Genomic DNA, 20,253 nt, shown 5'->3' on the forward strand with positions numbered 1-20,253 from the left:
ACCGAAGCCTATTCCGGGAACGTGTAACGCGACGTTATCGGGTAACGCCAGTCGCGACCAAAAGCGCGTGCACTGATACGTATGCCGGGCGGCGCCTGACGCCGCTTGTATTCGTTGCGCTTGACCATTTCCAGCACGCGAATCACGACCTTCCGGTCAAACCCTCGTTCGCAGATTTCGTCCACCGATAAATCGTCGACGATAAATGCCTCAAGGATTGGATCGAGCACACTGTAATCAGGCAGTGAATCACTGTCTTTCTGATTGGGTCGCAGTTCCGCTGACGGCGGCCGCGTGATCACACGTTCAGGTATCGCCGCGCTGACGGTATTGCGGTAACGCGCCAATTGATACACCAGCGTCTTGCTGCAATCCTTGATCGGCGCAAAACCGCCATTCATGTCGCCGTACAACGTGGCATAGCCGACGGCCATTTCGCTCTTGTTGCCGGTTGTCAGCAACATGCTGCCAGTCTTGTTGGAAATGGCCATTAACAACAGGCCACGGCTACGCGCCTGAATGTTTTCTTCGGTGACATCCGGCTCCCGATCACCGAAAATTTTCTTCAGCTGGCCAACAGTCGCACCGTAAATAGGCTCAATCGGCAGTACGTCGTAACGAACGCCCAACAGTTTGGCCTGCGCTGCAGCATCTTCCTGACTCATGGTACTCGTATAGCGAAACGGCATCATGACCGCGCGAACGCGGTCAGCACCGAGTGCATCGCAAGCGATGGTCAGGATCAGTGCAGAATCAATGCCACCGGACAAGCCGACGACAACGCCTGGAAAGCCGTGCTTTTCAACGTAATCGCGAGTGCCGGTCACCAGTGCTTCATAGACACTTTGTTCCGCGCCGAGCATCGGAGACACCTCTGCGGCCACCGGTACCACACCGCTGGCATTCGCCCGCAGATCAACGGTGTACAGACCCTCTTTGAAAGCCGGTGCGCGAAAACGCACGTCGCCATCGGGCATCATCGTGAATGAACCGCCATCGAATACCAGTTCATCCTGGCCGCCCACCATATTCAGATACACGCAAGGAATGCCGGTTTCACTCAGCCGCTGGCGAACGACATCTTCGCGTTTTTGCTGACTATTGACTTCATAGGGTGAACCGTTGATCGCCAGTATCACTTCCGCGCCAGCCGAACGACTGCGGGCGGCGGGCTGTTTGCGCCACAGGTCTTCGCAAATATTCAGGCCGATACGAATGCCATTGATCTTGAATACGGCCGCTTCGCTGCCCGCCTCAAAGTACCGGGCCTCGTCAAAGACCCGGTAGTTAGGCAGCATTTGTTTACGGTAGCGCGCGACCACTTTGCCATCGCGGAACACGGCGCAGGCGTTGAAGATCACGCCATCGCGGTACTCAGGGAAACCGACCAGCACGTGAATGTCGCGCACCGTAGTTCGGATGCGCTCCATGGCGCTTTCGACACGGCGCCGCAGCCCGTTATGAAACAGCAGGTCCTCGGGCGGATAGCCGCAAATGCTGAGCTCGGGAAACGCCACAATGTCGGCACCCAGCTCTTCACGCGAACGCTCCGCATATTCGAGTATGCGGTCGGTATTGCCCGCCACATCACCGACCACGAGATCGAGCTGGGCGAGCGCTACCTTGACAGAATTGTTCATCGTCGGGCGAGACTCAAGCGAACGGAGGTTGTCGGCAGGCCGACAGCAATCAGCTGTTAATCAATTCCAGCATCTTGCTGCCAAGTTCCGCCGGCGAACGAACGGTTGCAACACCGGCGTTATCAAGCGCACGGTACTTGTCATCCGCTGTGCCTTTGCCGCCAGCAATAATTGCGCCGGCATGCCCCATACGCTTGCCCGGAGGTGCCGTAACACCGGCAATGTAGGCTACGACAGGCTTGCTAACTTCAGACTGAATGAATTCAGCTGCCGCTTCTTCGTCCGTACCGCCAATTTCGCCAACCATCACAACGCCGTAAGTGTCCGGGTCGTCCTGGAACAAGCGCAGGCAGTCGATAAAATCCATGCCCCGAACCGGGTCGCCGCCAATACCTACACAGGTGCTTTGGCCCAAACCATTGTTGGTGGTCTGATAGACGGCTTCGTAGGTGAGTGTGCCGGAACGCGAGACAACGCCGATGCGGCCTTTCTTGTGAATGAAACCCGGCATGATGCCGATCTTGCACTCGTCAGGAGTGATGATGCCTGGGCAGTTCGGGCCAATCAGACGGCAATCGTAATTGCGCAGTGCAGACTTCACCTTGACCATGTCCAGCACTGGAATTCCTTCCGTAATGCAGACCACCAAACCGACGCCCGACTCCGCCGCTTCAAGAATTGCATCGGCAGCAAACGGTGCCGGCACATAGATCATGCTGACATCTGCACCGGTTTCACTTACGGCTTCACGCATCGTGTTGAACACTGGTACGCCCAGCGTTTCTTCGCCACCACGGCCTGGCGTGACACCGCCAACAACCTTGGTACCGTAGTCGATGCATTGCTCTGTATGGAACTGACCTTGTGTGCCGGTGATGCCCTGACAAATGATCTTGCTGTTCTTGTTTACCAAAATACTCATGACTTCACCGCCGCAGCTACTGCTTTCTTGGCCGCATCGGTAAGGTCGTCCGCGGCAATAATATCGAGACCACTCTCTTTCAGGAGAGCACGGCCTTTTTCAACGTTTGTGCCTTCAAGGCGCGCAATCACGGGCACTTTCACACCCACTTCTTTCACTGCGCTGATAATGCCCTCGGCAATCAGATCGCAACGCACTATGCCGCCAAAAATATTGACGAGAATCGCGGTTACATTCTGGTTGGACAAAATAAGCTTGAACGCTTCCGCTACGCGTGCACTTGTTGCGCCGCCGCCCACGTCCAGAAAGTTTGCGGGATCGCCACCGTGCAGTTTAATCAGGTCCATGGTGGCCATGGCCAAACCAGCGCCGTTCACCATGCAAGCGATGTTGCCGTCCAGCGAAACGTAGTTGAGGTCGTGGGCCGCTGCTTCACGCTCTTTCTCGTCTTCCTGACTCGGGTCACGCAGCGCCGTCAGTGCTTTCTGGCGGTACAGGGCGTTGTCTTCAATGTCGATCTTGGCATCAAGAGACAGGACATCGCCGGCTTTGGTAATGATCAGTGGGTTTACTTCGACAAGGCTGGCGTCGCACTCGACGAACAATTTGTACATGCGGCCGACCAAATCGCCGAACTGCTTTTGCTGTGCTTTGTTCAGGTTCAGGCCAAACGCAAGCTGGCGTGCCTGGTACGGCATCAGACCCGCATCCGGCGCCACAGCAACGTTAAAAATCAACTCCGGCGTATCTTCGGCAACCTGCTCGATGTCCATGCCGCCCGCTTCAGAGGCAATGAATGATACCTGCTTGGCTTCCCGATCCACGACCATGCTGAGGTACAGCTCACGTTCGATATCAGATCCGGACTCCACATAGACCGTATTGACTGGCAGTCCTTCCGGGCCTGTCTGGTGAGTCACCAACGTCATACCGAGCATTTCTTTCGCGTAGGCGCGAACTTCGTCTTTCGAACGCGCAAGCTTTACGCCGCCCGCTTTGCCGCGACCGCCAGCGTGTACCTGAGCCTTCACGACCCATAGGCTGCCACCCAGTTTGTCAGCAGCAGCTGCTGCATCATCGGGATTGTCCACGGCGTGACCGCTGGGCACCGGAATGCCGAAGTCGGCAAATAGTTTTTTGGATTGGTATTCGTGAAGGTTCATGGTTTTAGGTGTCTTTGTGTTGGTGAGCTTTTCGAAGAGCAACTGACCGCCGTCGAGGACCCTCGAATCCGGCCAGGGCAAAAAATTCCGGCGTATTTTGGAGCAAAGCGGCCGCATACGCAAAGGCGCGCCACTATCGCACACTGCGAAGCCAGCGCACACCGTTGCCGCAGGCACCGCTGCGCTGTTTTGGTGCGCGGCACTATCGAGCCAGTCTGGCCATATTGCACTACAATCGGCAGCCATCGGCCGGATGGCCAGTGGCGGTAACCCATGCAACCAACAGCAGCCGAGCAAAAAAGCACCGAAGATCGCGGCAGACAGCTGCGCGATATCGAGCAATCCGACCTTACATGGCGCGCACTCAGCACACTGAACATATTCCGCCTGCTGGTGGCTGTGACGTTACTGATTCTGTTCTTCGCCAGCGGCGAACCGCGCTTTTTTGGCGATCGTTACCCTGCTTTGTTCTCCGCTACCGCTGCCGGGTATTTCGTGTTTGCGGCGCTTTCGGGCATCACGATCCGGATGCGCTGGGTTTCGGCGGCATTGCAGGTATTGACCCAGGTTACGGTCGATATCGCTGCGATCGTAATCCTGATGCACGCCAGTGGCGGCATCTCAAGCGGCCTCGGTGGATTGCTGGTGGTCTTTGTCGGTGCGGGCAGTCTGGTCCTGCCGCTGCAGGTCCCGGCCTTTTTCGCCGCCCTGGCGACACTGGCCATATTGGGCGAACAGCTTTTCTCGCAGTTGTTTGGCGCCCCGGGCAATAACGCCAATTACTCCGCGGCGGGCGTTCTCGGTGCGATTGTCTTCGCCATCGCGCTGGCAGCGAGGCCGCTCGCCAAACGCATACAGGCCAGTGAAGAACTCGCTCACCAGCGCGGTATTGACCTTGCCAACCTGTCGGAGCTGAACGAGTACATCGTCCAGCACTTGCGGGAAAGCATCGTCGTGATCGACCGCAACGACGGCATACGGCTGATCAACAGCTCCGCCGCCGCCCTGCTTGGCATCGATGCCGAGAAGCACAGAACCATGGAGGCTGCAGCACCGGACCTGGACCGCTTCCTCAAGTCCTGGCGATCGGACGAAAGCATCTCCGGCCACACCGATTTCACGCTGGTCAATGCGGATCATTCGGCGCGCATTTCGGTGCATCTCGCACCCCTGGGTCGCGGCATCGGCCGCAACGGTCCCGTATTGATGTTCCTTGAAGATGCCAGCCTCATGAACGCCCGGGTACAACAATCCAAGCTTGCGTCGCTCGGTCGCTTAAGCGCCAGCATTGCGCATGAGATCCGCAATCCGGTAGGCGCCATGAGCCACGCCGGGCAACTGCTCGCTGAATCGAAAGGCCTGACCAAAGAGGACCTTCGGCTGACCAGCATCATCCAGACCCACGCGGAACGGGTCAGCCACATCATCGACAACGTACTGCAGTTGTCGCGTCGCGAATCCGGGCAGGCCGAGGAACTGGAACTACGCCCGTGGCTGGAAGATTTCGCGGCCGAATTCACCAACACCCTGGAATTGCAGGAAGGCGAGCTCAGCGTTGCCAGTGCGGAAGACGGGCTCATTGTGCACATGGACCCGAGCCATTTGCGCCAGGTGATGTGGAATTTATGCGATAACGCCGTGAAATACGGCAGCGAAACGGGCGGCATCATGGTTGAATTGCGTGCCGGACAAGTTGCACGCAGTCGCCGACCATTCCTTGAAGTTCTAGACCGGGGTCACGGTATCGACGCGGCTACGGCCGATAAGATATTCGAGCCGTTCTTCACCAATCGCCAAGGTGGCACCGGTCTCGGCTTGTACATATCGCGGGAGCTGTGCGAGCTGAACCACGCTACGCTGGTGCACCAGCCTCGCGATGACGGCGGCAGTATTTTTCGTATCGTCTTTGCCGACGGCGGCCGCTGGCAGCGTCTCGGCGATTAAACTTCACTGGATCCATTGAACAGCATGAACAGACCGTTCGCCCTGGTAATTGATGACGAGCCCGACATCCGCGAGTTGCTCGCGCTGACACTCGGCCGTATGAATATCGAGGCAGCGCTCGCGGGCGACGTGGCTGAGGCGCAGGCAAAGCTCAATGAACACAGTTTTGATCTGTGCCTGACCGACATGCGCTTACCGGATGGCGACGGGCTCGATCTCGTCAAGTGGATGCAAACCAACAGCCCGGGCGTTCCCGTAGCCGTCATTACCGCGCATGGTAACGTCGAAACGGCGGTACAGGCGCTGAAACTCGGTGCATTCGACTTCATTTCGAAGCCGCTCGATCTGGCCAATCTGCGCAATGTCATAGAAAGCGCTCTAAAGCTCAGCGAGCCGGCACCGGCAGACGACAATCGTTTGTTAGGCAATTCTGAGCCCATGCGCGAGTTACGGGAACTGATCGACCGGGTCGCCCGTAGTCAGGCTCCGGTGCACATTTGCGGCGAGTCCGGCACCGGCAAGGAACTCGTCGCACGTTTGATTCACGACTCCGGGCCGCGTGTCGATGGGCCGTTCGTACCCGTTAACTGTGGCGCGATTCCCGCTGATTTGATGGAAAGCGAGTTCTTTGGTCACCGCAAAGGCGCCTTCACGGGCGCGGTGACGGACAAGGAAGGACTGGTACAAAGCGCGAATGGCGGCACCCTGTTTCTTGATGAAATCGCTGACTTGCCGCTGTCCATGCAGGTCAAGCTGCTACGCGTCATTCAGGAACAGACGGTCCGGCCAGTTGGTGCGGCGGCTGAACAGCAAGTCAATATTCGCATCCTGTCGGCCACTCACAGAAATCTCGCCGACATGGTCGCGAACAGTGAGTTTCGTGAAGACCTGTTCTACCGAATCAACGTCATCGAACTGCGTGTCCCACCACTGCGCGAACGCGGTGACGATGTCCTGTTGCTTGCCGACTACGTCATGCGACGACTCGGCAGTTCAACCGACATCCTGGATGCGGGTGCCCGCAACTTGCTCTGCAACTACCGTTTTCCCGGCAATGTTCGCGAACTGGAAAACATGCTGGAGCGAGCGGTCACGCTGTGCGTCAATGGCAGTATTTCCAGCTCGGACCTGCACGTTCGGGAAACACCACGCGCGGACGACGCTTTGCCATCGGGCAACAATGCCACCTCCAACCTCGGCGGGCATATAGAAGACGTCGAACGTCAGGCTATTGTCGAAGCACTGGAAAAAACCCGCTACAACAAGACCGCGGCAGCCAAACTACTGGGACTGTCATTTCGCCAGTTACGTTATCGAATCAAGAAACTCGACATTGAATAGCCGAGAGCGTCGGCAGACGCCGACGCCTTGTGACAAATATTGTCAGTTCCTGACAGCCAGTGACCGAACTTGCCCAACGTGACGAACGCCGCAACTGCGAAATCGGTCACATTTTAGTTTTTTTCTCCTTTATTTTCATTAGCTTACTACCGCACCCATAAAGCTGGCACGGGCCTTGCTTTATACCCGTTACAGGCGATTACGCCGTACGCTTTTCTACACGCAAGTTTATAAATTCATGGAGACTCCAATGAAGAAAGTTCAACAAGGTTTTACGCTTATCGAACTGATGATCGTTGTCGCGATCATCGGCATCCTGGCTGCCATCGCTATCCCGGCTTACCAGGACTACACGATTCGTGCACAGGTTTCTGAAGGCTTGAGCCTGTCAGGCGCTGCTAAAGCGGCTGTCACCGAGTACTACCAGGACCAGGGCGCCTACCCGGCCGACAACACTGAAGCTGGTCTTGAGGATGCTGCCAACATCAGCGGCAAATACGTTTCTCAGGTCGCTGTTGCTGCAAACGTCATTACGATTTCTTACTCGAACACGGCTCCGCAGTCAGCTAACGCCAATATTAACGGCGCGACCCTGACACTGACCGCACTCGACAATGGCGGCAGCGTGTCATGGACCTGTGCCGGTGGCGCTACGCTCGGTGGTGAGCCGAAGTGGCTGCCTGCCGCTTGCCGTCCGTAATCGGAAGCCCGCTAGCGTCGGCTTACCGACGCAATGACGACGATCAAGGAGAAAGCCCCGCTAGCCGGGGCTTTTTTCTTCCAAGAACCAATAGGCAAAGCACAGCAGGCTGATCGTCACCGCCCGGTGCGTGACCTGGCATCGCGCTTGATCGTTCCAGCCGCCGCCGCAATTATTGCCTGACAGCAAGTCACAGGCTTACGGGAGTCGTTCGATGAACACGTCCACACGACAAACAGGCTTCACGCTGATCGAACTCATGATAGTTGTGGCTATCATTGGCATCCTCGCCTCGCTGGCAGTCTCGGCCTATCAGACCTACGTCGTTCGGGCCCAGGTCGCTGAAGCACTGAACTTTGCCGCAAGCGCCAAAGTGGCCATTGTGGATGCTTTCACCAATGACGGACGCCCGCCGAGTGGGCGCCAGGATATCGGTTACACCGCTGCGCCAACAGATACGCAGGGCAGCTACATCAGCGCCATGAACATCACCAATGGCCGTATCGACATTACCTTTGGCAACAACGCGCATCCGGCAATTTTTGGTGAAACACTCTCCGTGACGCCGTATGCCGCAGCCGGCAGAGTCGCTATCGCCTGGCGCTGCGGTTACTCCCAGGCATTAAACGGCGCCCCACTCACTGGTGGTGGCGTATCGGCTGCCTACCAATCGGGCTCCATCGAAGAACGCTACCTGCCAACCAATTGCCGTAGCTAAGCACCAGTTACAGTCAGAAAATCGGCCTCCACAGGCTGCTAAACTTCGAGCTTTGACTAAATATGTTGCAATTGTGAACAACAGCACAAAATGCAGTTGATCCGAATGGGCTGATCAGTGAGACTGTTAAGTCCGCAAAATCCTTGGCAATCAGGCATCTGACGCACTCATGGCAGTAACGGCTTCTCAATCGACGCTTTCGGGCCTTCCACGGCGCCTGGTCCAGGATGGGATCATTGCTGAACAGGCCATCCTTGAAGCCGCGGAAGCGGCCAAGAAAGCCCACTTGCCGTTAGTCGCATACCTGGTTTCCAATGACCTCGCTGATTCGCGTGCCATTGCCGTAGCGGCATCACACGAGTTCGGTGTGCCACTGCTCGATCTGGATGCGGTTGAGGTGGATCTCGAGTGCCTGCGGGCGGTCGATCAGAAGCTCCTCAACAAGCACCGTGTTCTGCCATTGGTCAAACGTGGCCAACGGCTGTTTCTGGGCATCTCTGACCCAACCAATTTACAGGCTATCGACGAGGTCAAGTTTCAGACCAGCTTGCGTGTTGATCCGGTTGTTGTCGAACAGGCCAAACTGGAAGAACGCATCAGCAAGGCGCTGGAAGCAGTCGATACCACGATGTCCGGCCTGGATGATGACGACTTCGATCTTGAGAACCTTGATGTCACGAGCGGCGAAGACGAACAAGAAGATGGCATCACCCGTGACGACATCGAAGACGCGCCGGTTGTTCGGTTCGTCAACAAGGTTCTGCTCGATGCGATCAAACGCGGCGCATCGGATATTCACTTCGAGCCTTACGAGAAAATTTTCCGCGTACGCACGCGTCTCGACGGTGTGCTTTCCGGAGTGGCGCGGACCCACCGGTCGCATTGGCGAACAAGGTATGCGCCCGACTTAAAGTCATGTCACGTATGGACATTGCGGAACGCCGCGTGCCGCAGGACGGCCGCATTAAGATGCGTCTGTCCAAGAACCGTGCAATCGATTTTCGTGTAAACACCTGCCCTACGCTATTCGGTGAAAAAATCGTGCTGCGTATTCTCAGACGCCAGCGGACGCCAAACTTGGCATTGACGCGCTGGGCTACGACGAAACGCAGAAAGCGATGTACCTCAAACATCTCAACAAGCCGTACGGAATGATTCTGGTTACCGGGCCAACAGGTTCAGGTAAGACCGTTTCGCTCTATACCGGCCTGAACATTCTGAATACGGAAGACCGCAATATCTCGACCGCGGAAGACCCGGCGGAAATTAACCTGCCGGGCATTAACCAGGTCAACGTCAACCCCAAAGTCGGGCTGACGTTTGCCTCCTCGCTGAAAGCATTTCTGCGCCAGGATCCGGACGTGATCATGGTCGGTGAGATTCGAGATCTGGAAACAGCCGAGATCGCGATCAAGGCAGCACAAACAGGTCACCTTGTACTCTCCACACTACACACCAATGACGCCCCGAAAACACTGACGCGACTCGTCGACATGGGGGTCAAGCCTTACGCTATTGCGACATCAGTCAGTTTGATCATTGCGCAACGGCTTGCACGCAAGCTGTGTGACAACTGCAAAGAAGTACGGGACATACCGCACGAAGCCTTGTTAAAGGAAGGCTTCATGGAAGCCGATATCAAGTCAGGCCTATCGGTGTTCGGGCCCAAAGGCTGCAAGTTGTGCAACGAAGGTTACAAAGGTCGACTCGGTTTGTTTCAGGTCATGGAAGTATCCGAGACCATGGGGCGAATCATTATGGAAGGTGGTAACGCCATACAGATTGCCGATCAAGCAACCAAGGAAGGCGTCATCGACCTTAGAACGGCCGGACTGAACAAAGTCAAGGACGGGATCACAAGTCTTGAAGAGATCAACCGGGTTACAATTGAGTAGCTTCGGTCGCGGCATAAAGAGTTAGGGAACTAAAATGGCGGATACAGCGGTTGCTAATAGTACGCCTTTCCTTTGGGAAGGGACGGATCGTAAAGGCAACAAGATCAAAGGCAAGGCTATGGCCGCCAACGAGGCGGCAGTTCGTGCTGACTTGCGTCGTCAGGGCGTTGTGCCCAGTCGTATCAAGAAACAGAGCAAAGGCCTGTTCAGCGGCTCCGCCAAGATCACCATGGGCGATATCGCGATATTCAGTCGCCAGCTCGCCACCATGCTCGGCGCAGGTATTCCTTTGGTGCAAGCCTTCGAGATCGTTGGCAGTGGGCACGAAAATGCGTCCATGCAAAAACTGATCATGACAATCAAGGCGGATGTAGAAGGCGGTAGTGCGCTTGCTGAGGCACTCGGTAAACATCCCCTGTACTTCGACGACTTGTTCGTGAATCTCGTTGAAGCCGGTGAGCAAGCAGGTGCACTCGAAACCCTGCTGGACAAGATTGCGACGTACAAAGAAAAAACAGAAGCCATTAAGAAAAAGATCAAGAAAGCGCTCACTTACCCGGCAGCTGTTCTCGTCGTGGCATTTGTCGTTACGATCATCCTGCTCATTTTCGTAATTCCCGCGTTTGAAGACCTGTTCCAGGGCTTTGGCGCCGATCTGCCTGCGTTCACGCAGGTCGTAATCGACCTTTCCAAATTTGTGCGCGATCAGGGCTGGATTCTGGCAGTCGCCGGGTTCGCAGCGGTATCAACGTTCCTGTACTTCAAGAAGCGTTCACGGGCGATGCGGGAATTTCTCGATCGCGCCGCTCTGAAGACACCAATCATTGGCCCCATCATCCAGAAAGCAGCCATTGCGCGTTACGCTCGTACGCTGTCTACGATGTTCAGTGCCGGTGTGCCACTGGTTGAAGCTCTGGAGTCGGTAGCGGGCGCAACCGGCAACATCGTCTATGAACTGGGCGTCCTGCAGATGAAAGACGAAGTCTCCACTGGCCAGCGACTGCAGCAGGCCATGGAGAACACGGACCTGTTCCCCAACATGGTTATCCAGATGATTGCCGTTGGTGAAGAATCCGGCTCTCTCGATGAAATGTCCGCTAAAGTTGCCGACTTTTATGAAGAAGATGTGGACAACGCCGTCGATAACCTCAGCAGCCTCCTCGAGCCCATGATCATGGCGATTCTGGGTGTGCTCGTTGGTGGACTGGTTATCGCTATGTACCTGCCGATTTTCAAAATGGGCGCGGTCGTATAATCGCCCCGGCTCGTATCAATATTTTTACCTCCAGCGGCGCCGAATGGCGCCGCTCTTGTATCTGCAGTCTGAACCGGGAATCATTTGCTGATGATTGAAATTCTCTCTGCCCACCCTGTTGTTTTCCTGCTGGTCAGCGTCCTCTTCGCGTTGTTGATTGGCAGCTTCCTTAATGTGGTCATATACCGCATCCCGGTCATGATGCAGCGAGAATGGCGCAGTCAGTGCCAGGAGCTGCTGGCCGAACCAGCAGGCGATTTGCCTGAGGGTCGATTCGATCTGGTAGTACCCCGCTCGCGTTGCCCGTCCTGCTCTACACAAATCACCGCGCTGCAGAATGTTCCGGTTATCAGCTACCTGCTGCTGCGTGGCAAGTGCGGATATTGCAGCGCGCCCATTTCAGCGCGCTACCCGGCGATTGAGCTTCTGACCGCCGTGCTCACCGGTCTCACCGCATGGCGCTTTGGTTTTGGCTGGGAGGCACTCGCCGCAATTGGCCTGACCTGGACCCTGATCGCCATCACCTTCATCGACTTTGATCACCAGATCATTCCGGACTCCTTGTCACTGCCGTTGCTCTGGGCCGGCCTCAGCCTGAGCCTGTTCAACCCGATGTCCGGCGCTGATGTCTTGTTTATTACACCGAACTCGGCGATTGTCGGGGCACTGGCGGGCTATCTCAGCCTGTGGAGTGTCTATCATCTGTTCAAACTGGTAACCGGCAAAGAAGGCATGGGTTATGGCGACTTCAAACTTCTTGCTGCCCTCGGCGCGTGGCTGGGCTGGCAGGAATTACCGGTCATCATTATTTTATCGGCGCTGGTCGGAGCAATACTCGGCATAGGCCTGATGGCCGTGCGCGGCAGAGATCGCAACGTGCCGATGCCCTTCGGCCCCTTCCTCGCAGCCGCCGGCTGGCTGGCGATGCTGTACGGGCCGCAGATCCGCAGCTGGTGGGTTAGTGTTGTCACCTGAACCGGATTGCCCCGAATGCGCAAGCTCAAGAAATCAAAACCATTCCGCATAGGTTTGACCGGCGGCATAGCCAGCGGCAAGTCCCTCATTGCAGACTATTTTCATGACCTTGGCGTACCGGTCATCGATACCGACGTCATCGCACGCGAACTGGTTGAGCCGGGCAAGCCCGCTCTCGACGAAATTCGCCGAGCATTCGGTGACCGTGTAATCGCCGAGAGCGGCGGACTGGACCGCGCAGCACTACGGGCCATTGTTTTCGCCGACGATAATGAACGGCGCAAACTCGAGGCGATACTTCATCCGCTGATACGCCGCGAAACCCTGCGCCAATCGGCCAGTGCCGGGGGACCGTACCAAATCATCGTTGTTCCGCTACTGGCTGAATCGCCGATGCGCGACAACATGGACCGGGTGCTGGTGGTCGATGTGCCAAGAGCCGTGCAACTTGAGCGATTGCTCGCGCGGGACGCGGGCAGCAAGGCACAGGCTGAGCGCATAATTGCCTCACAGGCGAGCCGCGCCGAGCGCCTTTCGATCGCCGATGACATTATCAACAACGACAGCACTCTGGAATTCGCCCGGCAACAGGTGGAGGCACTCCACCAACGCTACGAGCAACTCGTTCTGCACGGCTAACTAATCCAGCTGTCGCCGTTTGAAGTCATTTGCGCACAGCGCCGAACGTGGCGCAGAATAGCGGAATGGTACGAGCCGTAATGACAGCAGAACAACACAGCGCCGGTCGGACGATGTGCGAATACGAACAGCCGCTCAATGAGCGGATGCGCACGTTCATGCGCCTGGAATTCCTGTACCAACAGCTTCTGTACAACACCGAGCAGGAAGCCGACTGGGCCACCCGGGCCGCAACGACGAGTTTGCTGGAGATTCTGGCTATCCTCAGTCGCGGCGATGTGCGCAGCGACGTACACAAAGAACTGGACCGGCAACTCGACGTATTGGAGCGCTACAAGTCGCAACCCGCCGTCGACGTTAAACGACTCTCCGCACTGATCTCCAACCTTGCGCATACGCGGGAAGAACTGCGCAGTATCGGCGCGCACTTTCTCCAGCCTTTGAAGGATTGCGAGTTTCTGAGCTCGATCAAACACCGCAGCGCCATTCCCGGCGGAACCTGCGAGTTCGATTTACCGGAATACAGCCATTGGTTGCGGCAACCATTCGAACGTCGTCAACAGGACATGCAAGCCTGGTTGCGTATCCTGCAGCCTGTCTGCGACGCCGTGATTGAAGTGTTGTGGCTGATTCGGGAGAGTGCGCAACCGCAGGAGCGCCGTGCAATCAACGGTATGTATCAACACAATATGCAGCGCGATGCACACTGCCAGATGCTGCGGGTAACGCTGCCGTTGAACAGCCCCCTGTTTCCGGAAATCAGTGGCAGCCAGCACCGCTTTACGGTGCGCTTTCTCGAATGGTCAGCGATTGGCTCACGGGCCGTGCAGACCGGGCACGACGTTAACTTTCATATCAGCATTTGCTGAGCGGCCTACACGGCTGATTTTTGCCGTTACCGTTTCCGGGCAAGCAATGCTTCAAGTACTGGCCCGTCTGCGGGCAATAATTCCGCGGCGGAAATATCGGCTGGCAAGCGCCACTCCATAGCCTGGCCGTCGCAAGCCCGTGGCTCGCGCTGCCAGTCATGAACAAGAAAAAATTCGAGCTCTACGCTGCGATCAGCGTACTCGTGCAGCAAGTGCATGAAGTGTTCGGACTCCCCCACTTCAATATCAAGCTCTTCACGCAGCTCACGAACCATGGCGTCCGAGGGTGTTTCACCGCTATGAATCTTCCCACCCGGAAATTCCCATAAGCCGGCAAACGGCGAATCACCCATCCGCTCAGTGATCAGCACGCGACCAGCGTCATCAATCAGCACACCGGCCGCAACGTGCAAGCGTCGCGTTGCAGTCACCTCAATCGATCAGCTCAAGCGGCCGTGGCATTGCTTGAACTTCTTGCCTGAACCACAAGGACAAGGCTCGTTACGACCAACCTTACGATCTTCACGGACGAATGGGGCTGACGACTCGGCCATCGGGCGTTGTAGCGGACCATCACCCTGACGTGCAGCGGCCGGCGCTTGCGGCGCCGACTGGCCCAACGTCGGCGCTTCAGCATGCTTGAATTCCATCGCCTGCGCTGCCCGGCGTTGCTCTTCCATGCGCTGAATATCTTCTTCGCTCTGGATCCGCACACGCGACAAAATCGTCGTTGTGTCGTGTTTGATCTGATCCAGCATTGCGCCGAACATTTCGAACGCTTCGCGCTTGTATTCCTGCTTCGGGTTTTTCTGCGCATAACCACGCAGGTGTATACCCTGGCGCAGGTAATCCATTGCGGCGAGATGTTCTTTCCAATGGTAGTCAAGTTGTTTCAACATGACTTCTTTCTCGACGCTGCGCATCAACTCGGAGCCGATGCTGTTTTCTTTCTCGAGATAGGCTTTCTGCAATTCCTCAACGACACGCTCGCGAATAGCTTCTTCGTTGAGCTTAGGATCATCGCGAACCCACTGTGAGACATTCACGCGAGCCATAAAATCGTGCTCGATAGCCTGGGTCAGGCCATCGGTATCCCACTGATCTTCAAGGCTGCCCGGCGGAATGTACTGTGCCACGACGTCTTCGACGACTTCGTCACGAATTGCCTTGACCGAATCCCCGATCTCGTCGGCCGCCATAAGTTCGCTGCGCTGGTGGTAGACAACCTTGCGCTGATCATTGGCTACGTCATCGTACTCGAGCAAATTCTTACGGATATCGAAGTTGTGCGCTTCGACCTTGCGTTGCGCCTTTTCGATTTGACGCGACAGAATCTTACTTTCGATCGCTTCGCCTTCGCGCATGCCTGCTCGAGACAATAACGCTTTGGTTCGATTCGGATCACCGAAGATGCGCATCAGGTTGTCTTCCATCGACAAATAGAAGCGACTGGAACCTGGATCGCCCTGGCGACCGGAACGGCCGCGCAACTGGTTATCAATACGTCGGGACTCGTGGCGCTCTGTACCGATGATATGCAGGCCACCCGCGTCGAGTACGATTTTCTGGCGCGCATCCCATTCGACTTTTACCGCTTCTTTGTCCGCAGCCTCGCCCGCATCGGCGTATGCCGCTTCGAGATTGCCGCCGAGCACGATATCGGTACCGCGACCGGCCATGTTCGTCGCGATCGTAATCGCACCCGGCCGACCGGCCTGCTGTACAACCGTCGCTTCGCGCTCGTGCTGTTTCGCATTCAACACTTCGTGCTGGACGTTCTGCTTTTTCAATAACGACGACAAGTACTCGGACGTTTCAATCGAGGTAGTACCGACTAACACCGGCTGCTGACGTTCGCGGCAGTCGATAATGTCTTCGATGATCGCTTCAAATTTGTCTTTCTGGGTCAGGTAGACAAGGTCTGCGTGGTCCTTGCGTACCATTGGCCGGTGCGTCGGAATAACGATGACTTCGAGCCCATAAATTGTTTGAAATTCAAAGGCTTCCGTATCCGCCGTGCCGGTCATGCCGGACAGGCTGTTATACAGCCGGAAGTAATTCTGAAAGGTGATTGAGGCAACCGTCTGGTTCTCTTGCTTGACGGCAACGCCTTCCTTCGCTTCGATCGCCTGGTGCAAACCGTCCGACCAGCGTCGCCCCGGCATGGTGCGACCGGTGAACTCGTCAACAATAACTATCTCGCCGTCATTGACGATGTATTCGACGTCTTTATTGAACATGACGTGAGCGCGCAGCGCAGCATTCAGGTGGTGCAGGAGACGAATATTGCCCGCATCGTAAAGACTGGCGCCTTCTTCAAGAAGCCCGGCCTGGGACATCAGCTGTTCAACGTACTGATGTCCATCTTCTGTGACGTGCACCTGCTTGGCTTTCTCATCGGTCGTGTAGTGGCCGCGTATCGCCAAACGGCAAAGCGGAATCTTGCCACTTTCGACCAATACAACATCCGCATCCTTCGACTCGGCCAGATCAATTGCAGCTGAGAGCGACATGACTTCTTCACCATCTTCAGATTTCAGAAGCTTGCCGTGTTCGTCCTTCAGCTTGATGGACTTTGCGTCGATGTTGAAATTGTTTGAGTCCGCCGTGTCCTCGTGCAGCCGCAGTTTCGGAATCAGCTTGTTGATCTTCTGGTACAGGTCCGTGTTTTCTTCGGTCGGGCCGGAGATGATCAGCGGCGTTCGCGCTTCGTCAATCAGGATCGAGTCGACCTCATCGACAATCGCAAAATTGAGCGGCCGCTGGACCTTATCGTCTGCGGAGAACGCGAGATTGTCGCGCAGGTAGTCGAACCCTAGTTCATTATTCGTCGCGTAAGTGATGTCGGCGTTGTAAGACTCTGCTTTTTGTTGATGGGTCTGCCCGCTACGGGTGACGCCGACCGTCAATCCCAGGAATTCGTACACTGGACGCATCCAGTCCGCATCACGTTGCGCGAGGTACTCATTGACCGTGACGATGTGCACGCCTTTACCGCTCAGAGCGTTCAGGTAAGCCGGCAAAGTAGCGACCAACGTCTTGCCTTCGCCAGTTCGCATCTCCGCAATGTTGCCCTGATGCAGAACCATGCCGCCGATTAGTTGCACATCAAAAGGGCGCATGCCCAGCGTTCGCCAGGCCGCTTCCCGCGCTACCGCGAATGCTTCTGGCAGCAGCTGGTCGAGTGTTGCCCCGTCCGCAAGGCGTTTCTTGAATTCTTCTGTCTTCGCAGCCAAGGCACCGTCATCCAGCGCTTTGACCCCCTCTTCCAAGTCGTTAATGCGTTTTACGACCTTGTACATCTGCCGTAACAGACGTTGATTTCGGCTACCAAAAAATCGAGTAAGAAAATTTGCCACTGAGGGCTCCTGCAAGAGGGTATTCAGCCGGAGGCGCTGCCGCCACGGCCACACACAAAGACCGGTATTTTACGTACTGACTGGAAATTTGCACCACGGATTACTCTGACTCAGACAAATTGCCGAACCGGGGTTCCGGCAACTACCGTCCAGAGCATCTGTTGTTATTGATTCAAGAAGGGGTTATGAGGCCAGAGGAGAAAATTCCAAGGGCCGTAAGGCTCAGCTGTCACACTTGGCATCGAGGACCTGTAAATGCCCGGAATACGGTGACTTACTCGGCGGAGCCCTTGCGAATGAACGACACGGGATTAACCCGTTGGCCGCGGTGCAGAACCTCAAAGTGCAAATTCGGCCCCGTTGCCCGACCGGTCTCGCCCATTAGAGCTACGGTCTGGCCTTTGCGGACTTCTTCACCCACAGCGACGAGGTTTTCCAAATTGTGCGCGTAGCGGGTCGCGTAGCCATTGCCGTGATTAATTTCAACTAACTGCCCATAGCCGTATCGTTTTGACGACCAGGTCACGACGCCGTCCGCAACCGCGACAATTTCCGCGCCTTCCTTGCCGGCGAAATCAACGCCGCGATGATTCGCCGTCTTGCCCGTGAACGGATCAGTACGGCGACCAAAATAGGAAGACATCCAGCCGGACTTGACCGGCATGCCATGCGGATAGACGCGGTCGTTCAGGTTCTGATTAAGTATCACCGACTCCAGAACGCCAAGCTGCGCCTCCCGGTTGTCGAGCTGCATAGCCAGGCCCTGCATGGCGGTCAATACTTCAGGTACCGCGACAGACGAACCGATGGAATCAGGTTCTTCGGGGCCGCCGAGGGCGGGGATGGCATCAAAATCAAATTCACCGTCGTCCAGGTCCGCCATTTCGGTCAGGCGGCGGCCGAGCGCATCCAGCCGGATCACGCGCGCATTCATCTGCCCAATGCGCAGCGCCAAAGCGTTCAGCGTATCTTCGGTTTCCTGCCGGGTTGTCAGAATGGCATCGCGTTGCAATTCAAGCTCGGCATTCAGAACAGCGGTGGTTTCCAGACTTACGCCGGAACCGTTCTGTACTGAGTAAAAATAGCCGCCAAGAAAAGCCGCTCCACAAAAACCACCAATTATCAGCGCTGCAAACAGCCCCGCGGTTGGGCCGGACAGGCTGATCTGTCGAGGTTTGCCAAACCCCTTGCCAAATATCACTACATTCATTAACTACGCCCCGGATGCGTATAGTCATAGGTACTTGCACTAACGAAACCACCGCAATCATGGCCCGGCTGCCAGTCGTGGCGCCGCGTCGTTTTTGTCAGCCTATGGTCGATGGTCACTTCGGTAGCCCCGCTGTCCTAGGACGAAGCGTCCCTTAGATCGGTGGTTTTGCGTCCCCGGCTTTCGGCGGGTATGCCCTTATCAAGGCGGTCAATATGCATAATGACGCTTTTCATTACAAGATCGCACGGCCAGAATGTCGAACCCGGTCACTTCTGGTCCGTTGAAAACGCCTAGCGCGTCACACTTCATGACTATTATTCGCCTCGATAAGCTGCTGAACTCATCGTCCTCTGGACGCCTCGACAAAATTATCCGTCGTGCGCGCCAGAATCAGGACCTCACGGACCTCATTAAATCGAGCCTGGACAAAGACTTAGCTGAAGTCGTGATATCAACCACCGTCCAGAAGGACGAACTGGTCGTGGTTGCCGCCAGCTCTGCGTGGGCGGCACGGCTGCGTTTCGAGACGGATGCGCTGTTGCGGGCCGCGCGCGCGCACGTGCCGGAAGTTGCGCGCTGTCAGGTTCGGGTGGCCCGACAGGAGTCGGGCACCTGACTCAGGCGTAGGCCGGAGTCGCGTAGGAGATAGGCGCTTTGGCCGCATCCTCGTAAGTGACCTCTTCCCAGGCCGTCGTATCAGCGAGCATGGCCCGCATCAGCTTGTTGTTCAGGTCGTGGCCCGACTTGTGCGCGGAGAATTCACCGATGACCGTGCGACCGAGCAGATAAATATCGCCAATCGCGTCCAGAATTTTGTGAATAACGAACTCATTCGCGTAACGCAGGCCGTCCTCGTTCAGGATGCGGTAGTCATCGAGCACGATAGCGTTGTCCATGCTGCCGCCGAGCGTCAGGTTTCGTTCGCGCAATGTTTCAACATCGCGCAGAAAGCAAAACGTGCGGGCCCGGCTGACTTCTTTTAAAAACGACGACGAGGAAAAATCGATCGAAGCGTGCTGACTGAGTTTATTGAAGACGGGGTGATTGAAGTCGATACCAAAATTGACTTTGAAGCCATTGAACGGCGTCAATTGCGCCCACTTGTCGCCTTCTTCAATGCGAATCTTGCGCTTGATGCGAACAAAGCGCTTCGCCGCGTTTTGCTCTTCAATACCGGCGGATTGCAGCAGGAATACAAACGGCGCCGCACTGCCATCCATGATGGGAACTTCCGGTGCCGACAAATCCACGTACACATTGTCGATGCCCAGACCCGCCAGTGCCGACATCAGGTGCTCAACGGTCGCGACTTTGACATCGCCTTTGACCAGGGTTGTGCCGAGCATGGTCTCGCCAACCAGCTTGGGATCTGCGGGAATATCCACCGGTTCGTCGAGGTCGACACGTCGAAAGGTAATGCCCGTGTTTTCCGCGGCCGGGCGCAAGGTCATGTAAACCTTCTCACCGGTATGCAGGCCCACGCCGGTGGCCCGAATGGCCGTTTTCAAAGTTCGTTGTCGCAACATTGCCACAAATTCTCGCTAAGCTGTCCGCGGCCGGTCCGTATCCATGTCGATCTCGAACGTCCGCTGGTTGTATGGGCTGCGTTGCAACCGTGGC

The 20,253-nt window shown here is 56.3% G+C and carries 16 protein-coding genes, 1 pseudogene and 1 riboswitch; of the genes and pseudogenes, 10 read left to right on the forward strand and 7 right to left on the reverse strand.

Annotation, left to right across the window (positions count from 1 at the left end; all coding sequences use genetic code 11):
* Positions 1–8: 8 nt before the first annotated feature.
* The 3 genes from AC0L8N_RS04865 to sucC are packed head-to-tail and all read right to left on the reverse strand — an operon-like array spanning position 9 to position 3,725.
* Positions 9–1,640, reverse strand: a complete 1,632-nt coding sequence (locus AC0L8N_RS04865; RefSeq protein ID WP_473666447.1) for an NAD+ synthase — start codon at positions 1,638–1,640, stop codon at positions 9–11.
* Positions 1,641–1,689: 49 nt separating this feature from the next.
* On the reverse strand, positions 1,690–2,562 hold the full coding sequence (sucD, locus tag AC0L8N_RS04870; protein ID WP_473666448.1) for a succinate--CoA ligase subunit alpha: 873 nt from the start codon (positions 2,560–2,562) through the stop codon (positions 1,690–1,692).
* Complete coding sequence (gene sucC / locus AC0L8N_RS04875; RefSeq protein WP_473666449.1) at positions 2,559–3,725, reverse strand: ADP-forming succinate--CoA ligase subunit beta; 1,167 nt, start codon at positions 3,723–3,725, stop codon at positions 2,559–2,561. Before sucC ends, sucD begins: the two co-directional genes overlap by 4 nt.
* A 273-nt stretch (positions 3,726–3,998) precedes the next feature.
* Here sucC and AC0L8N_RS04880 point away from each other — a divergent pair, with 273 nt between their 5' ends.
* The 9 genes and pseudogenes from AC0L8N_RS04880 (at position 3,999) to zapD (ending at position 14,061) form a co-directional block, all read left to right on the forward strand.
* Entirely contained in the window at positions 3,999–5,669 is a 1,671-nt protein-coding gene (locus AC0L8N_RS04880) for a sensor histidine kinase (RefSeq protein ID WP_473666450.1), read from the forward strand.
* Between the two features lie 24 nt (positions 5,670–5,693).
* Entirely contained in the window at positions 5,694–7,010 is a 1,317-nt protein-coding gene (locus AC0L8N_RS04885; RefSeq protein ID WP_473666451.1) for a sigma-54-dependent transcriptional regulator, read from the forward strand.
* A gap of 250 nt (positions 7,011–7,260) precedes the next feature.
* Positions 7,261–7,710, forward strand: a complete 450-nt coding sequence (locus AC0L8N_RS04890; RefSeq protein WP_473666452.1) for a pilin — start codon at positions 7,261–7,263, stop codon at positions 7,708–7,710.
* A gap of 214 nt (positions 7,711–7,924) precedes the next feature.
* Positions 7,925–8,428, forward strand: a complete 504-nt coding sequence (locus AC0L8N_RS04895; RefSeq protein ID WP_473666453.1) for a pilin — start codon at positions 7,925–7,927, stop codon at positions 8,426–8,428.
* Positions 8,429–8,597: 169 nt separating this feature from the next.
* Positions 8,598–10,323 (forward strand): annotated as a pseudogene (gene pilB, locus AC0L8N_RS04900) (type IV-A pilus assembly ATPase PilB).
* A gap of 34 nt (positions 10,324–10,357) precedes the next feature.
* A complete protein-coding gene (locus tag AC0L8N_RS04905) occupies positions 10,358–11,578 on the forward strand; it encodes a type II secretion system F family protein (protein WP_473666454.1) in 1,221 nt (406 codons plus the stop codon).
* Positions 11,579–11,668: 90 nt separating this feature from the next.
* A complete protein-coding gene (locus AC0L8N_RS04910; protein WP_473666455.1) occupies positions 11,669–12,553 on the forward strand; it encodes a prepilin peptidase in 885 nt (294 codons plus the stop codon).
* A 15-nt stretch (positions 12,554–12,568) separates the two neighbouring features.
* Positions 12,569–13,192 carry a dephospho-CoA kinase gene (gene coaE / locus AC0L8N_RS04915; RefSeq protein ID WP_473666456.1) on the forward strand — a complete coding sequence of 208 codons (624 nt, stop codon included), beginning with the start codon at positions 12,569–12,571 and terminating at the stop codon, positions 13,190–13,192.
* 80 nt (positions 13,193–13,272) lie between these two features.
* Positions 13,273–14,061, forward strand: coding sequence for a cell division protein ZapD (zapD, locus tag AC0L8N_RS04920; RefSeq protein WP_473666457.1), 789 nt, complete (start codon positions 13,273–13,275; stop codon positions 14,059–14,061).
* A gap of 26 nt (positions 14,062–14,087) precedes the next feature.
* Here zapD and mutT read toward each other — a convergent pair whose 3' ends face one another.
* The 3 genes from mutT to AC0L8N_RS04935 form a co-directional block, all read right to left on the reverse strand.
* Positions 14,088–14,492: an 8-oxo-dGTP diphosphatase MutT gene (gene mutT, locus AC0L8N_RS04925; protein WP_473666458.1), complete on the reverse strand. Its 405-nt coding sequence runs from the start codon at positions 14,490–14,492 to the stop codon at positions 14,088–14,090.
* Between the two features lie 9 nt (positions 14,493–14,501).
* A complete protein-coding gene (gene secA, locus AC0L8N_RS04930; RefSeq protein ID WP_473666459.1) occupies positions 14,502–17,420 on the reverse strand; it encodes a preprotein translocase subunit SecA in 2,919 nt (972 codons plus the stop codon).
* A gap of 274 nt (positions 17,421–17,694) precedes the next feature.
* Positions 17,695–18,630: a M23 family metallopeptidase gene (locus AC0L8N_RS04935; RefSeq protein ID WP_473666460.1), complete on the reverse strand. Its 936-nt coding sequence runs from the start codon at positions 18,628–18,630 to the stop codon at positions 17,695–17,697.
* A 119-nt stretch (positions 18,631–18,749) separates the two neighbouring features.
* A riboswitch (cyclic di-GMP riboswitch) is annotated at positions 18,750–18,837 on the reverse strand.
* Positions 18,838–18,940: 103 nt separating this feature from the next.
* Here AC0L8N_RS04935 and AC0L8N_RS04940 point away from each other — a divergent pair.
* Complete coding sequence (locus AC0L8N_RS04940; RefSeq protein ID WP_473666461.1) at positions 18,941–19,249, forward strand: DciA family protein; 309 nt, start codon at positions 18,941–18,943, stop codon at positions 19,247–19,249.
* A 1-nt stretch (position 19,250) separates the two neighbouring features.
* Here AC0L8N_RS04940 and lpxC read toward each other — a convergent pair whose 3' ends face one another.
* Positions 19,251–20,159, reverse strand: coding sequence for a UDP-3-O-acyl-N-acetylglucosamine deacetylase (gene lpxC, locus AC0L8N_RS04945; RefSeq protein ID WP_473666462.1), 909 nt, complete (start codon positions 20,157–20,159; stop codon positions 19,251–19,253).
* Positions 20,160–20,253: the final 94 nt, after the last annotated feature.

This window comes from Woeseia sp. D3-10 (assembly GCF_055809415.1).

What these genes read in the sequence shown, in the direction of transcription:
- zapD (WP_473666457.1), top strand. Translation starts at nt 13,273, where the DNA reads ATGACAGCAGAACAACACAGCGCCGGTCGGACGATGTGCGAATACGAA.
- AC0L8N_RS04935 (WP_473666460.1), bottom strand. Translation starts at nt 18,630, where the DNA reads ATGAATGTAGTGATATTTGGCAAGGGGTTTGGCAAACCTCGACAGATC.
- AC0L8N_RS04940 (WP_473666461.1), top strand. Translation starts at nt 18,941, where the DNA reads ATGACTATTATTCGCCTCGATAAGCTGCTGAACTCATCGTCCTCTGGA.
- AC0L8N_RS04910 (WP_473666455.1), top strand. Translation starts at nt 11,669, where the DNA reads ATGATTGAAATTCTCTCTGCCCACCCTGTTGTTTTCCTGCTGGTCAGC.
- AC0L8N_RS04905 (WP_473666454.1), top strand. Translation starts at nt 10,358, where the DNA reads ATGGCGGATACAGCGGTTGCTAATAGTACGCCTTTCCTTTGGGAAGGG.
- AC0L8N_RS04880 (WP_473666450.1), top strand. Translation starts at nt 3,999, where the DNA reads ATGCAACCAACAGCAGCCGAGCAAAAAAGCACCGAAGATCGCGGCAGA.
- coaE (WP_473666456.1), top strand. Translation starts at nt 12,569, where the DNA reads ATGCGCAAGCTCAAGAAATCAAAACCATTCCGCATAGGTTTGACCGGC.
- lpxC (WP_473666462.1), bottom strand. Translation starts at nt 20,159, where the DNA reads ATGTTGCGACAACGAACTTTGAAAACGGCCATTCGGGCCACCGGCGTG.
- AC0L8N_RS04890 (WP_473666452.1), top strand. Translation starts at nt 7,261, where the DNA reads ATGAAGAAAGTTCAACAAGGTTTTACGCTTATCGAACTGATGATCGTT.
- sucD (WP_473666448.1), bottom strand. Translation starts at nt 2,562, where the DNA reads ATGAGTATTTTGGTAAACAAGAACAGCAAGATCATTTGTCAGGGCATC.
- sucC (WP_473666449.1), bottom strand. Translation starts at nt 3,725, where the DNA reads ATGAACCTTCACGAATACCAATCCAAAAAACTATTTGCCGACTTCGGC.
- AC0L8N_RS04895 (WP_473666453.1), top strand. Translation starts at nt 7,925, where the DNA reads ATGAACACGTCCACACGACAAACAGGCTTCACGCTGATCGAACTCATG.
- AC0L8N_RS04865 (WP_473666447.1), bottom strand. Translation starts at nt 1,640, where the DNA reads ATGAACAATTCTGTCAAGGTAGCGCTCGCCCAGCTCGATCTCGTGGTC.
- AC0L8N_RS04885 (WP_473666451.1), top strand. Translation starts at nt 5,694, where the DNA reads ATGAACAGACCGTTCGCCCTGGTAATTGATGACGAGCCCGACATCCGC.